A 13,813-nucleotide genomic window follows, 5' to 3' on the forward strand; every position below is an offset into this window, starting at 1 on the left:
CTACGCGGCGATGTCACGGTCGGCCGCGAGCACGCCGTCGCGGTTGGCCTCGATCCACGCGTCGATCCGGGCCCACCAGTCGAACAGCCAGTCGATGCGCTCCTGCCGGTCGGCGGGGATCTCCTCTGGCGGCACCGACCAGAACCGCATCATGATGCGCTTGTCCATGGGCAACTCTCGCCAGACGTCGGCGACGGTGAGCATGCGGTCCAGCCCGGTGTGCGCCACGAACACGACCCCGGCGTCGGGCGCGGCGTCCAGGGCGGCCAGCAGGCCGCCGGGCTGCGGAGCGAGGACGTGGCGCATCCGCTCCGCGCGCAGGGCCATCCGTTCCAGGCCGAGCGAGCGGAGCCGGGCGATGGCACGAAGCCGCCGCCGGGGGGTGAAGTTACCGCCCTCCGGAAAGATCACGAAGGCGTCGTCGTCGTCGAGGCCCGTCGCCAGGTGCCCCACCTGGCGCACCACGACCTCGCTCCGGTCGTGGTCCGGCGACGGCGCGATGAAACGGTTCGGCAGGCGGTTGAGCAGCACGTCGATCGCCGGATCCCACTGGAGGCTGTCCTTCAGGACGATCCGGGGCTCGCGCTTGAACCAGTTGACCAGCGCGTGGATCAGGATGAAGGAGTCGCCGGGACCGGCGTGGCGGCACAGCACCAGCTCGGGGCGGCCGACCAGCGCGGTGTCCGGATCGGCGCCGACCACGTCGATGCGCAGCCGCAGCGTCCACCGGGCCTGCCAGAACAGCACCCGCAGGAACCGCCCGGCGAGCACGTAGTGGGCGCGCTGGAATCCGGGCGACCGCACCCGCGCGCCGAAGCCGGCCGCCACCCAGAGCCCGAACAGGGCGAGCAGCGCCGCCGCGTCCCAGACCAGGTAGACGCAGCCGATCCAGAGCAGACGCAGCGGTCGCAGCCGGCCGGGGACCAGCGGCGACAGGGCGGCGGCCACCAGCGCCCAGACCGGCAGCGTGGTGACCACCACGACGGCGAGCAGGACCACGGCGGGTGCCAGCAGCACCCGCCGCACCCAGCGCGGCGGCAGCGACATCAGCGTTCCAGGTTGGCCAGGTACCGCCGGGACGCGGTGTAGGCGCGGCTGATCCGCCGCCCCACCGCCGCCATGTCCCGGTACGCCCACGGCGTGTCGTCGCGCGGGTTGAGCCCGCCGGTCGGCAGCACGTGCACCTCCACCCCCTCGGGAAGCGCGGCCATCTCGCGGAAGAACCGGTGCCGGCGGGCGATCTCGAAGGCCACCTGCGCGACCTCCCAGGGCCGGCGCGGTGGGGACAGCTCCCGCTCGATACGGCCCACCTGGAGGACGAAGATCCGGGTGGCGCCCGCCGTGACGGCCTCGCCGATGGGGATCGAGTTGACGATGCCGCCGTCCACGTAGTGCGCGCCGTCGATCTCGGTGGGCGGCAGCAGCCCGGGCACCGAGGCGGAGGCCATCACGGCCGGCACCACCGGCCCGCGGTCGAACCAGACCTCGGCGGCGCGCTCGATGTGGGCCGCGCAGCAGCGGAACGGCACCCGCAGGTCGGCGAAGGTGGTCTCCGCCCCCAGCTCCGACTCCAGCAGGCGACGCAGCGGGCGGGGCGAGTGCAGGTGGGTACGGGCGGCGAACCGGCGCAGCTGGCGGGCGACCGAGTCGCCGTACACCTCGCTCGCCTCGGGCGACGCCCACAGCCGGACGAGCCGGTCGGTGACGGCCTCGGTCGGATCGGCCGCGACCAGCGCGCCGTTGACCGCGCCGATCGAGGTGCCGAGCACCAGGTCCGGTCGGATGCCGGCGCGGAACAGCGCGCGCAGCATGCCGACCTCCACCGCGCCGAGCACGCCGCCGCCGCCGAGCACGAACGCGACCGGTCCCCCCGCCATGCCGTTCATCCTGGCACGGCCCCGCTGCCCGCGCGCTGCCACGGGGTTCGGCGCGACGGCGGGAGCGGGCCGGCCACCCGGCCGCGACGAGCCACCCGGATCCGTGCTGATCGATATCGGTCGACCTCTCGACGGATCCTTCCGGCGCGTTGACATGCCGGTCACATTCACGCAACCTGATACCGCTCCCACCCCGAGGCAGGTGCGAACCGTGACGGAGGCACTGCGTCCGGGCCGGCTGCTGGCCCGCAGATACCGGCTCCTCGACCAGATCGGCGCCGGCGGCATGTCGGTGATCTGGCGGGCCCACGACGAGGTCCTGGATCGCATGGTCGCGCTCAAGGTCCTCGCCCCGGCGCTCGCCGCCGACGCCCGGTTCCGCGACCTGGTACGCGAGGAGGCCCGGGCGGCGGCGCAGCTCGTGCACCCGCACGTGACCTCGGTGCACGACTACGGCGAGGCCGTGGCGCCGGACGGCTCGATCACCTCGTTCGTGGTGATGGAACTCCTCGCCGGCGAGCGGCTGGACCTGCGGCTCACCGCCGGGGCGCTGCCGTGGGCCGAGGCGGTCGGGATCGGCGTCCAGGTCGCGGACGCCCTCGCCGCCGCCCACCGCCTGGGCATCGTGCACCGGGACGTCACACCGGCCAACGTGATGATCACCCCGGCCGGCGCGAAGATCCTCGACTTCGGCATCGCCACCCGGATCGGTGCCCCCGACGAGGACGAGGACGGTGGCACCTTCGGCACCCCGGCGTACGTGGCGCCGGAGCGGCTGGACGGCGCGCCCGCACAGCCGGCGACGGACGTGTACTCCCTCGGCGTGCTGCTGTACGAGGCGCTGATCGGCCGGGTGCCCTATCCGGCGGACACCTGGGACCAGGTGAGCGCCGCCCTGGCCGCGCACCGGCCGCCGCCCACGCCGGCCGGCGTACCGGGTCTGCCGGACGAGGTGGCCCGGGCGGTGCGGCGCTGCCTGGCCCGCGACCCGGCGAGCCGGCCCACCGCTGGCCAGCTCGCGGCCGTCCTCCGGGAGCAGCTGCCGGCCCCACCACCGCGGCCGGCCCGTCCCGCGCCCGACGCCGGCGGGATCCGACGTACGCGCCGGGCCGCCCTGCTGGTCCCGGCGCTGCTCGCGGTCGCCGCGGCGCTCGCCGTACCGTCGCTGCTGCCCGAGCGGTCCGGCACACCCGGCGCGTCCCCCACCGGCGCGGCCGCCGCGCCGACGGCGGCCGACGCGCCGGCACCCGACGGCGGCCGCGGGCCCGCACCGTCCACCGTGGCCCCACCGACCGGCCCACTAATGGAGGCCGCCCATCGGGTCGATGGGCTGATCGGCGCCGGGCTGACGGCCGGGGAGATCCGCTCCGACGTGGGCGTGGACCTCCGCAACGAGCTGCGCAACCTGAGAGCCTCGGCGGGCGGCGGGCGCGACGACCTGGCGCCGCCGGTGGCCCGGCTCCGCGAGAAGGTCGCGGTCCGGCTCCGGGAGGGCGGGATCAGCCCGGCGTACGCCGACCGGCTGGACGCGGCGATCGCCGAGCTGGGCGGCGCCCGGACCTGAGCCGGCCCGGCGGTTGGCGGCCGGACCTGAGCCGGTTCAGCGGGTGGCCGCCCGCACCGGCTCGGGGATGCCGCCGCTCGGGCCGGCCACGCGCAGGTAGACCTCCTCGTAGCCCTGCGCCATCCGTCCCGTGGAGAAGTTCGCCGACACGTGCGCCACGCAGTCCGCGGGGTCGAGCCGCTCCACCTCCCGCAGCGCCTCCGGCAGTTCCTCCACGGTGCCGCAGATCAGCCCGGTGACCCCGGAGCGGACCAGCTCGGGCGCCGCGCCGCGGCCGAGCGCGACCACCGGGGTGCCGGTCGCCATGGCCTCGACCATCACCATGCCGAACGGCTCCTCCCACTGGATCGGCATGATCAGGCACCGCGCGTCGAGCAGCATCCGCAGCGTGGCCTCCCGGTCGGCGTTGAGCACCACCTCGACGCCGTCGCCGAGCATCGGCGCCACCACCTCGTCGTAGTAACGGCGCTCCGCGGGCTCGTTGCACTTGCCGGCCAGCAGCAATGGCAGCCCCGCCGCACGGCAGGCGCGGATGGCCACGTCCGGGCCCTTGTCCGGGCTGAACCGGGCCAGCCAGAGCACCGGGCCCGCCGCGGGTACGGCCTTGCGCGGGATGTCCTCCACGTCCAGGGCGTTGTGCACCGTGCCGACCCAGGGCAGCTCGGGGTTCAGCCGGCGCTGCGCGTGCGAGACGGCGACCAGGCCCACTCCCCGGTCGGTTTCGCTGAGCACGTCACCGTACTCACCGACGGGATTGCCGTGCACCGTCGCGACCGTCGGCACCTCGCGGCGCCCCGCGATCAGCGGACCGATGGTGGAGTGGTCGTGGATGACGTCGAAGTCCGACGCCTTGATGAGGTGGCGTACCCGTGCCAGGTGGGCCAGTTCCGGGAGCGACTCGCCGAGCCGCGGGTACTGGAGGTCCGGCGCGGTCGACACGAACGCCTCCGCGTCCGTGCCGTGCCGCTCGCCGGCGCCGAACAGGGTCACGGCGTGCCCTCGCCGGGTGAGGGCGTCCACCAGCCCCGCGACGACCTGTTCCAGCCCGCCGTAGCCGGGCGGCGGCACGGACAGCCAGGGCGGAACCACCATGGCGATCCGTAGCGGCCGCTCCGCCGCCTGGTCGGGCGTCGGATGGGTCAGGGCCATGTGCCTCCCCCGTTGCTCCCCGCCTGCGGTCCGCCGGTGCGCGTGGTCGCGCTTTCCCGCTGGCCGGTGCGGTAAACCGGACGCCCCGGACGCCGGTGAAGCCGGTGACCGGGGCGGGCACCCGCCCTCAGTCGGCGACGACCAGCTGGTCGTCCACAGCCCGTACGCCGGGCGCCTGCCAGGCCACCCGTACCGCCTGGTCCCGTTCCCAGAACGAGCGCACGAGGCCGCTGAGGACCAGCGTGTCCCCGTCCACGGCCGCCGACACCCCGTCGGTGCCGACCACACGCCGCAGGGCGTGCCGCACGTCGCGGACGATCCGGTCGGCGTCCGTCGGGGCGGGCGGGCGGACCTCGACGAGGTTGGTGATGCCGCGTACGCCCCGCAGCCGGCGCAGCTCCCGCTCGGCGCTGCGGCGCTGCCAGCCGAACTCCACCTCGCCGCGCAGCATCACCCAGCCGTTCGCGACCGTGACGTCCAGCCGATCGGCCGGGACGAAGCTGTCCCACTCCAGGGCCCGGCTCGCGGCGATCGCGATGTCGGAGTCGGTGACGCCGGGGCTGCCCGGCAGGCGTACCTCGAGGTCGTCGGCGACCGCCCGCACGCCGCGCACCCGGTGGGCGCAGCGGGTCGCGGCCCACCGGTGAGCCGAGCTGTCCACGGCGCCGGTCAGGGTCACCACCCCCTGGTCGACGCTCACCCCGATCTCGTTCGGCTGCACCTGCGGGTCCCAGGCCAGCTCGGCCAGGACGTCCTGCTGGATCCGCTGGTCCTCGCGGGCGACGGCTGCCGTACCCATTCCGTCCCTCCCCTCGCCGGTGCTGCCGACACTGCCCCCGGCACGGGTGACGGCGGTTCACCCGGACCGGGTGAACCGCCGTCGGAAGAAGGTGGCGGCGGGTGACGGAGCCAACCCCCTTGACCCCGTCACCCGCCGCCGGAGGGAGGAGGCAGGTCTCGATACGGACTACGACGTCTCGGCGAGCGTCACGGTTGCGCTCTGCTCGGCGCCATTTCGCTTGAAGTGCACCTCGACCCGGTCGCCCACCTTGCCGGCCTGGACCGCGCCGACCAGGTCGTCCGAGTCGTTGATCACCTTGTCGCCGAAGCGGGTGATGACGTCGCCCCGCTGGAGCCCGGCCTTCTCGGCCGCGCTGCCGGGGGTGACCGAGGCGACCAGCGCGCCGCCGCCCTCGGCCATGTTGACGCTGACGCCGAGCGACGGGTGGCTCACCTTCTCGCCGCGCTGGAGCTTGCCCGCGACGTCCTTGGCCTTGTTGCTCGGGATGGCGAAGCCGACGCCGATGTTGCCGGTGCTCTGGCCCGAGGTGGCGATGGCGGTGTTGATGCCGATCACCTCACCGCGGGTGTTGACCAGCGCGCCGCCGGAGTTGCCCGGGTTGATCGGCGCGTCGGTCTGGAGCAGGCCGGCGATGGAGGAGGCAGCCTGGCGCGGGTCCTGCTGCTGGCCCTCACCGGCCTGGATGGTGCGGTCCCGGGCGCTGAGGATGCCGGCGGTCACCGAGCCCTGCAGGCCCAGCGGGCTGCCGAGGGCGAGCACCTGGTCGCCGACCTGCATGGCGTCGCTGTCGCCGAAGGTGGCCGCCTTCAGGTCCTTCACCCCGTTGGCCTTCACCACGGCGAGGTCGGTCTTCGGGTCGGTGCCCTTGATCTCCGCCTCGGCGGTCGTGCCGTCGGCGAAGACCACGCGGACCGTGTTGCCGCTGGCCGAGGCGACCACGTGGTTGTTCGTGAGGACGAAGCCGTCGGCGCTGAGGATCACGCCGGAGCCCTCGCCGCTGTCGGTGGCGATGGAGACGACGCTGTCCTGCACCGAAGCGGCGATCTTCGGCAGGTCCGCGCTGTTGATGACCGGCGCGGCCGAGTAGGTGCGGGTGATGGTCGTGCCGTCGCCGTCGAGCGCCATGGCGAGCGCCCCGCCGGCGACGCCGGAGCCGAGCATCAGCGCGAAGACCGCGACGCCGGCGCCCGCGAACTTGGCGATCCGGCTGGGCCGGGGCCCGGCGCCGGGGGCGGCGGCGGCCCACGGCGGCACCGGCTGCCCGGGGTGCTGCGGCTGCTGGCCGGGGTGCTGGGGCTGGTGACCGGGGTGCTGCGGCTGCTGGCCGTACGGGTGCTGCGCGGCACCCGGCTGGCCCCCGCCGGCCCAGCCGGAGTGCTGGTTGGCGTACCAGTGGCCGCCCGGGTGGTAGGCGCCGCCGGCCGGCTGCTGGTAGCCGGGCTGGCCGGAGACGGGGTGGCTCGGCTGGCCGGCGGTCGGCTGCCCCGGGAAGCTCGGGGTGGCCGGCGGCTGGTAGCTCCCGCCGGGCGCGTACGGGCTCGTGGCGACCGGCGCGGTCGGCTCGGCGCCCGCGGCGGCGCCGGCGGTCGTGGCGACCGGCACGGTCGGCTCGGCGCCCGCGGTGTCGGGGGCGGGGGCGCCGTCGGTGCCGGCGGGCTCCGGGGTGGCGGAGCCGGGGGTGAGAGCGGTGGTCTGGTCGGCGTCCCGGGCGACCGGGCCGGCCGGGGCCGGGTCGGTGGTCGGGGAGTCGGACTGCGCGCGCTCCACGCGCGGCAGCTCGGCGGTGGGGTGCGACGGCTCGGCGTCGGTGGTCGCCGGCCGGTGCTGCGGGTCGGACTCGTACTCGGTCATGGATCCACCTTCTCCCGTGCCACTGCGACCCGCCTGGAACGGGCCTGGAAGTTGGCTGAAAGTCACTCGCCGCTCTCGTCGGTCTCGGGAACGAGCGGCAGCCGTACGCGGAACGTGGCCCCGCCGCCGGGTGTCTCCGCCACCTCGACGGTGCCGTGGTGGGCGCCCACCAGCGCCGCCACGATGGCCAGACCGAGGCCCGTGCCGGTGTTGCCGCCGGCCCGCCTCGTCCGGGCCGCGTCGGCCCGGTAGAACCGCTCGAAGACCCGTTCCGCCTGCTCGCGGGTGAGACCGGGGCCCGTGTCGGCCACCTCGACGACCGCGAGGTTGCCCGGCTCGGCCCGCAGCCGCAGGGTCACCGAGGCGTCCGCGGGCGTGTGCGTCAACGCGTTGGTCATCAGGTTGCCGATCACCTGCCGGAGCCGGGCGTCGTCCCCGTACACCACGAGTGGCCCGGAGCCGGGCGCGATGTCCAGCTCGATGCGGCGGTCCGGGGCCACGGCCCGGGCGGCCTGGACGGCGTCGCCGGCGAGCACCGGCAGCTCCACGGGCGCCAGGGAGATCGGCCGCTCCCGGTCCAGCCGGGCGAGCAGCAGCAGGTCCTCCACGAGCAGCCCCATGCGGGACGCCTCGTCCTCGATCCGGCGCAGCAGGCCTGCGGTCTCCCCCGGCTCCCGCGCCGCGCCCTGCCGGTACAGCTCGGCGAAGCCGCGGATGGTGGTCAGCGGTGTGCGCAGCTCGTGCGAGGCGTCCGCCACGAACTGCCGCATCCGCTCCTCGGACCGCCGGGCCCGCGCCTCGGACGCCTGCGCGGCGACGGCCGCGTCGCGGGCCGCGAACTCGGCGGAACGCGCCGCGGTCTCCGAGGCGGCCCGCGCGGTGAACGCGGCCTCGATCTGGGTGAGCATCGCGTTCAGGGCGCGGGAGAGCCGGCCCAGCTCCGAGGTGGGGAACTCCTGGCCCTCCTCGGGGTCGGGCACCCGGCGCGTCAGGTCGCCGCCGGCGATGGCGGCCGCCGTCCGCTCGATCTCGACGAGTGGTTTGAGACTCGTCCGGACGATGGCGGCGCCGACCGAGGCCAGCATGACCAGCACCGCGCCGCCCACCAGCAGGTCGATCCAGACCAGCCGTTGCACCGCGCGGTCGACGTCGGTGAGCGGCTGCCCCACGGCCAGGACCTGGTCCCCCTCCTGCGCCGCGTAGTACACCCGCCACCGGATCCGGCCGTCCTCGGAGCGGACGGTGAAGGGCTCCCCCTCGAGGTGGGCGAACCCCGCCACGTCGGTCGGGAAGCGGGGCAGCTGCTGCGGGTCCAGCGAGATCGGGTCGTAGTTCGGCTGGGTGACCCCGCCGGGGCCGGCCAGCACCACCACGTAGTCGCTGGGCAGCGTGGCGGTGACCTGCCGGGTCTTCAGGGCCGGGATGAGCGCGCCGAGCGTCTGGCTCGCGCCGCGCAGTTGCCCGTCCACCTGCCCCACCAGGTAGCTGCGGAGGAAGAACGTGGTCAGCGAGCTGATCACGATGAGGGCGAGGGCCACCAGCGTGAGGACCGCGGTGACCAGCTTCACCCGCAGCGGTACGCTCCGCAGCCGTCCCTTCGCCTGTTGGACCGCGTTCACGCCGCCGGCTTGCGGAGCACGTACCCGACGCCCCGGAGGGTGTGGATCAGTCGGGGCTGGGTGGTGTCCACCTTGCGGCGCAGGTAGGAGATGTACGACTCGACGATGTTGTCGTCACCGCGGAAGTCGTAGTTCCAGACGTGGTCGAGGATTTGCGCCTTGGAGAGCACCCGGTTGGCGTTCAGCATCAGGTAGCGCAGCAGCTTGAACTCCGTGGGCGACAGCTGCACCCGCTGGCCGGCCCGGTAGACCTCGTGGGTCTCCTCGTCCAGCTCCAGGTCGGCGAAGGTGAGCCGGGACGGCGCCTGCTCGCCGCTGCTGGTGCGGCGCAGCACGGCCCGGATCCGGGCGGTCAGCTCCTCCAGGCTGAACGGCTTGGTGACGTAGTCGTCGCCACCGAGGGTCAGACCGCGGATCTTGTCGTCCGTGGCGTCCCGGGCGGTCAGGAAGACCACCGGTGTACGCGTGCCGCCCTCGCGCAGCATCCGGATGACCTCGAAGCCGTCCAGGTCGGGCAGCATCACGTCGAGCACCACGAGGTCCGGGCGGTGGTCCTTGGCGGCGGTGAGCGCGGAACTGCCGCTCGTCGCGGTGGCCACGTCGAAGCCCGCGAAGCGCAGGCTCGCGGAGAGCAGTTCGAGGATGTTGGGGTCGTCCTCGACGACGAGCAGTCGCGCCTCGGTCTGGGTAGCGGGCATGGCCCCATCATCGGTGACCCGGCTGGGCCGGCGCTGGACGCATCCTGCAAAAAGCCTGTGAGCCGCCCGGAGGGCCCGAGGCCACGCACCGGGCCCGGTGCGGCCGGCCGCCGTCAGCGCAGCAGCCGGCGCAGCCCGTCCAGGGCGCCGTCGAGCAGCCGGATCGCCGTCCGCAGCTGGGTGTCGCTGAACCGGCGGGACCGGGCCAGCCGGCCCACCTCGCCCGCGAAGGCGGCGAGCCGCTGGTCGAACTCGGCCAGCAGGTCGGGATGCGGCCCGGGTTCCGCGGGTGGAGGCGGGAACGGCGGCGCGGACGCGAACGTCGGTTCCCAGCGGTTCTGCCGGCTCTGCCGGGTCTGCCGGGTGGCCTCGCGCAGCTCCCGCTTGAGGTCGCGGACCGAGCCGCGTACCTCGCTGCGGATCTCGCCCGCGAGGGCGGACAGATCCTCCACGGAGGCCGCGATGTCCGATTCGAGGGTGGCCAGCTCGTCGGCCCGCTGGCGCAGCTCGGCACGGCCGGCCGCGGTGATCTCGTACGTCTTCCGGCCGCCGGCCGCCGTGTGGGTGACCAGACCCTCCGCCTCCAGCCGCTGGAGGCGGGGGTAGATGGTGCCGGCGCTGGGCGCGTACAGGCCGAGGAAGCGGTCCTCCAGCAGCCGGATCAGCTCGTAGCCGTGCTTCGGACCGTCGTCGAGGAGCTTCAGCAGGTAGAGACGCAGCCGCCCGTGACTGAACACGCCCGTCACGGCAGCTCCTCCTCCTCGTCGTCGTCCACCGGGCGGGCGAGCAGCGCGATGCTGCCGGACGTGGCGGACGCCCAGAGCTTACCCTCGCCCGCGCCGAGCACTCCCTCGCTGTTGGACACCGAGCCGATGGTCGACGCCGTGCGCACCTGCGGGAATCCGCTGGTGATGCGGCCGGACGTGGTGTGCAGCTGGACGGTGAGGTCGCTGTCCTGCCGGACCCGGACCGTGATGCTGCCGGAGATCGTGTGCAGCCGGATCTCGCTGCGCCGGGGGTTGTCGAGGTCGCACGTGATGGCACCGGAGACGGTCTGCGCCCGGACCTGCCCGGCGGCGCTGTCGGCGAGGATCACCTCGCCGGACACGGTCTCCAGGTGCAGGTCGCCGGCCACACCGAGCGCCTCTACCGGCCCGGAGACGATCTTCGCGGAGGTGGTGCCGCGCAGGCCCATGAGGGTGATCTGGCCGGAGGTCACGTCGGCCCGGGTGTGCTCGCGCAGGCCCGAGGCGACCAGCGAGCCGTCGACCAGGCGCAGGTCGGCCGACGCGTGCGCGGGGACGGCGATCGAGACGTCGACGCGGGGCCAGAAGCCGAACGGCCAGAACCAGCGCCAGTTCCGCTCCTGCCGTACCGAGAGCCGGCCCTCGTGGTGCTCGACCAGGACGGGCCGGCGGCCCACCCGGGTGATGTCGATCCGGGCCGGCCCGTCGGTGGCCACCACGTTCAGCCGGCCACTGAACAGGCGTACGTGGAGCCGGGTGACCGACCCGTCCAGGATCAGCCGCTGCGGGCTGTCGACCGTCCAACCGGCCATGGCGTCCTCCCCTCGGGGACGCGCGACGGCGCGTCCGACGAGAGGACGGTAACGCGATACATCGCGACATCACAAGACTGTCGCGACGCCCCTCACGCCGCCAGGTCGAGCTCCCGCGGGCCGGTGTGCTCGGTGGCGTCCGCCAGCGGGGTCCCGGGAAGCGCCGCGGCGGCCGCCACGGGCGTGCCGGTGAGCGCGGGCGCGAGCGGGCTGGCGGTCGGCCGCGGCGCGGTGGCCCCGGCGGGCACCAGGTGCACGGCCGACTCGGCGGCCCGGGCCAGCACCCGCCGGTCGGCGTCTGCGCTCGGGTGCAGGGCCGCGGCGACCGTCACCGTAACCTCCAGCCCCCGGGCCGCGACCACCCGGCGTACCGAACTCAGCAGGGTCTCCTCGCCGAGGAAGGCTGTGGCCGTCGTGGCGTTCCCGGTGGCCGTGCAGCGGTAGGCGATCCGCAGCGGCACGATCGGGGCGCCCGCGTCGACCGCCGCCTGGAACATGGCCGGCCGGAACCCCCCGCCGGGGCGGCAGTCGACCGCGCCGTCCCCGGCGCACCAGGTCGTACCCTCCGGGAAGACCGCCACGGCCTGGCCCCCGCGCAGCGCGTCGGCGACGCGGCCCACGGTCGCCGGCAGGTCCCGCGGCCGGGTCCGGTCCACGAAGACCGTGCCCGCGGCCGTGGCCAGCAGCCCGACCAGCGGCCAGGACCGGACCTCCCGCTTCGCCACCATCCGCGACGGCGACACGGCGAGCACGACCAGGATGTCCAACCAGGACACGTGGTTGGCGACCAGCAGCGCCCGGCGGCGAGGCAGCCGGCCACGGACAATCAGGCGCACCCCGAACGCGCGTGCGGTCCCCCGGGCCCAGGCACGCACCGCGGCCTGCCCGTCCCGTGCGGGCAGCACCGGCAGCAGCGCGGCCAGCCCCGCCCCGAGCAGCAGCATCCCGACCCCGGCGAGCAGCCGGCCCACCCGGCGGGCCGCCGGGACGGCCGGCACCTCGCCCGGCGCCGGCAGGCACTGGTCGCCGCAGCCGGACGAGGGTCGCCAGAGGTCGTGGGGCGCGGCGGTCACTGCGCCACCTCGCCGAGGAAGTGCCGCAGGTAGCGGGGGTTCATCCGGTCGAGGGAGAGCAGGACGTAGAAGTCGGCGACCCCGAAGTCCGGGTCGTACGCCGGCTCGCCGCAGATCCAGGCGCCCAGCCGCAGGTAGCCCCGCAGCAGCGGCGGCACCAGCGCGCGGACGTCGCCCTCGCCCGGCACCGGGTCGGCCGGCGCCTCGGCGAACCACGGGCGCCGCGGGCTCACGCGCAACGGCGGCGGCGCGAGGTGCCGGGCCTGGGCCTGCTCCCACACGTACGCCGCCGCCCGCCCCCCGTCGTCCACCGGCACCGAGGCGCAGCCGCCCAGCCAGCGTGATCCGCGCAGGTGCAGGTAGCGGGCGATGCCGGCCCACATCAGGTTGATCACCGCGCCGGTGCGGTGGTCCGGGTGCACGCAGGACCGCCCCGCCTCGACCAGGTCGTCGCGCAGCGCGCCGAGCGACGCCATGTCGAACTCGTCCTCGGAGTACCGCCGGTCGGTCCGGCCGGGGGGCAGCAGCCGGTACGTGCCGACCACCGCCCCGGTGCTCTCCTGCCGGACGATCAGGTGGTCGCAGTACGGGTCGAACGGGTCCACGTCCAGCCCGGCGTCGCCGGGCAGGAGGGTGGCGCCGAGTTCGGTGGCGAACACCTCGTGGCGCAGGCGTTGCGCGGCCGCGACCTGGGTCGGGTCGTCGGCGATCAGCAGGGTGTAACCGCTGGTCGTCAGGGGTGCACCAGCGGCGTGCAGAACGGCCATGGGAACTGTGTAAGGGCCGCGGGTTGCCGGCCCGGGTGGCGAGGAGTGTCGATCCGGTGAACGACGGCCGGCCACGGCGTGTGTACGGCCCGCGCGGCCACGTGCGAGGCTGCCCCGCGGAGCCCGGCGGCGTGGCCGGGCCGTACTCCCGGAGGTCAGGCGATGCGCATCGAATCCCGTTACAACGGGCCACCCGGTTCCGGTAACGGAGGGTGGAGCGCCGGGACCTTCGCCGCCGCCGTCGACGGCGACGGCGACGGGCCCGTCGAGGTGACGCTGCGCCGGCCGCCACCGTTGGACACCCCGCTGGCGCTGGTCGACGGCGAGGTCCGGGACCCGGCCGGGCTCGTGGTCGCCGAGGTACGCCCGACGGCCGCCGTCGACGCCGTGGTGCCGCCCGTGGACCTGCCCACCGCGGTCGCCGCGTCGGCCGCGTACCCCGGGCTGGTCGACCACCCCTTCCCCGGCTGCTACGTCTGCGGGCCGCGACGGCCCGACGGGCTGCGGATCTTCCCGGGCCGGCTGCCGGACGGCCGCACCGCCGCGCCGTTCCGCGTCCCGGCCGCCGTGAGCGGGGCGACGGTCTGGGCGGCGCTGGACTGCCCCGGCGGATGGGCCGTGATCGCGCCCGGCCGGCCGTACGTCCTGGGCCGGATCGCCGCGCAGGTCGACGCGCTGCCCGAGCCGGGCGACGAGTGCGTGGTGACCGGCGTGACGGTCGGCGTCGACGGGCGCAAGGCCCGCGTGCGCACCAGCCTGTACGGCCCGGACGGAACGCTGCTCGCCAACGCCCGGGCCACGTGGATCGCGCTGCCGGGGCCGAGCACGGCGTGAAAACACCCGACGTGATCGGCC

General features: G+C 75.1%; 13 protein-coding genes. 2 read left to right on the plus strand and 11 right to left on the minus strand.

The window, feature by feature from the left end; genetic code table 11:
* Together D7193_RS17780 and D7193_RS17785 are read right to left on the minus strand one after the other, a co-directional pair.
* Nucleotides 1–1,047 carry a 1-acyl-sn-glycerol-3-phosphate acyltransferase gene (locus D7193_RS17780; protein WP_120780649.1) on the minus strand — a complete coding sequence of 349 codons (1,047 nt, stop codon included), beginning with the start codon at nucleotides 1,045–1,047 and terminating at the stop codon, nucleotides 1–3.
* The gene (locus D7193_RS17785) at nucleotides 1,047–1,877 is read right to left on the minus strand and encodes a patatin-like phospholipase family protein (RefSeq protein WP_120780650.1); all 831 of its coding nucleotides are present in this window, start codon (nucleotides 1,875–1,877) and stop codon (nucleotides 1,047–1,049) included. The genes D7193_RS17780 and D7193_RS17785 overlap by 1 nt, the downstream gene beginning before the upstream one ends.
* Nucleotides 1,878–2,088: 211 nt before the next feature.
* On the opposite strand from D7193_RS17785, the gene D7193_RS17790 reads away from it, so the two are divergent.
* On the plus strand, nucleotides 2,089–3,441 hold the full coding sequence (locus tag D7193_RS17790) for a serine/threonine-protein kinase (protein ID WP_241563166.1): 1,353 nt from the start codon (nucleotides 2,089–2,091) through the stop codon (nucleotides 3,439–3,441).
* Between the two features lie 36 nt (nucleotides 3,442–3,477).
* Here the strand turns inward: D7193_RS17790 and D7193_RS17795 are convergent, their stop codons facing one another.
* The 9 genes from D7193_RS17795 to D7193_RS17835 form a co-directional block, all read right to left on the minus strand.
* Nucleotides 3,478–4,590, minus strand: coding sequence for a glycosyltransferase family 4 protein (locus D7193_RS17795; RefSeq protein WP_120780652.1), 1,113 nt, complete (start codon nucleotides 4,588–4,590; stop codon nucleotides 3,478–3,480).
* Between the two features lie 127 nt (nucleotides 4,591–4,717).
* Nucleotides 4,718–5,389 (minus strand): BON domain-containing protein, encoded by a 672-nt coding sequence (locus tag D7193_RS17800; protein WP_120780653.1) that lies wholly within the window; start codon nucleotides 5,387–5,389, stop codon nucleotides 4,718–4,720.
* Between the two features lie 168 nt (nucleotides 5,390–5,557).
* A complete protein-coding gene (locus tag D7193_RS17805) occupies nucleotides 5,558–7,243 on the minus strand; it encodes a S1C family serine protease (protein ID WP_120780654.1) in 1,686 nt (561 codons plus the stop codon).
* Nucleotides 7,244–7,305: 62 nt separating this feature from the next.
* Nucleotides 7,306–8,862: a sensor histidine kinase gene (locus D7193_RS17810; RefSeq protein ID WP_120780655.1), complete on the minus strand. Its 1,557-nt coding sequence runs from the start codon at nucleotides 8,860–8,862 to the stop codon at nucleotides 7,306–7,308.
* The gene (locus D7193_RS17815; RefSeq protein ID WP_120780656.1) at nucleotides 8,859–9,560 is read right to left on the minus strand and encodes a response regulator transcription factor; all 702 of its coding nucleotides are present in this window, start codon (nucleotides 9,558–9,560) and stop codon (nucleotides 8,859–8,861) included. The genes D7193_RS17810 and D7193_RS17815 overlap by 4 nt, the downstream gene beginning before the upstream one ends.
* 113 nt (nucleotides 9,561–9,673) lie before the next feature.
* Complete coding sequence (locus tag D7193_RS17820) at nucleotides 9,674–10,306, minus strand: PadR family transcriptional regulator (protein ID WP_120780657.1); 633 nt, start codon at nucleotides 10,304–10,306, stop codon at nucleotides 9,674–9,676.
* Nucleotides 10,303–11,118, minus strand: coding sequence for a DUF4097 family beta strand repeat-containing protein (locus tag D7193_RS17825; protein WP_120780658.1), 816 nt, complete (start codon nucleotides 11,116–11,118; stop codon nucleotides 10,303–10,305). Before D7193_RS17825 ends, D7193_RS17820 begins: the two co-directional genes overlap by 4 nt.
* Before the next feature lie 92 nt (nucleotides 11,119–11,210).
* The gene (locus D7193_RS17830; RefSeq protein ID WP_120780659.1) at nucleotides 11,211–12,191 is read right to left on the minus strand and encodes a lysophospholipid acyltransferase family protein; all 981 of its coding nucleotides are present in this window, start codon (nucleotides 12,189–12,191) and stop codon (nucleotides 11,211–11,213) included.
* Complete coding sequence (locus tag D7193_RS17835; RefSeq protein WP_120780660.1) at nucleotides 12,188–12,958, minus strand: GNAT family N-acetyltransferase; 771 nt, start codon at nucleotides 12,956–12,958, stop codon at nucleotides 12,188–12,190. The genes D7193_RS17830 and D7193_RS17835 overlap by 4 nt, the downstream gene beginning before the upstream one ends.
* 162 nt (nucleotides 12,959–13,120) lie before the next feature.
* Here D7193_RS17835 and D7193_RS17840 point away from each other — a divergent pair, with 162 nt between their 5' ends.
* Nucleotides 13,121–13,792 (plus strand): hypothetical protein, encoded by a 672-nt coding sequence (locus D7193_RS17840; RefSeq protein ID WP_120780661.1) that lies wholly within the window; start codon nucleotides 13,121–13,123, stop codon nucleotides 13,790–13,792.
* The last annotated feature ends 21 nt before the right edge of the window (nucleotides 13,793–13,813 follow it).

Source organism: Micromonospora costi, from assembly GCF_003626655.1.
Taxonomy (GTDB): domain Bacteria; phylum Actinomycetota; class Actinomycetes; order Mycobacteriales; family Micromonosporaceae; genus Micromonospora; species Micromonospora costi.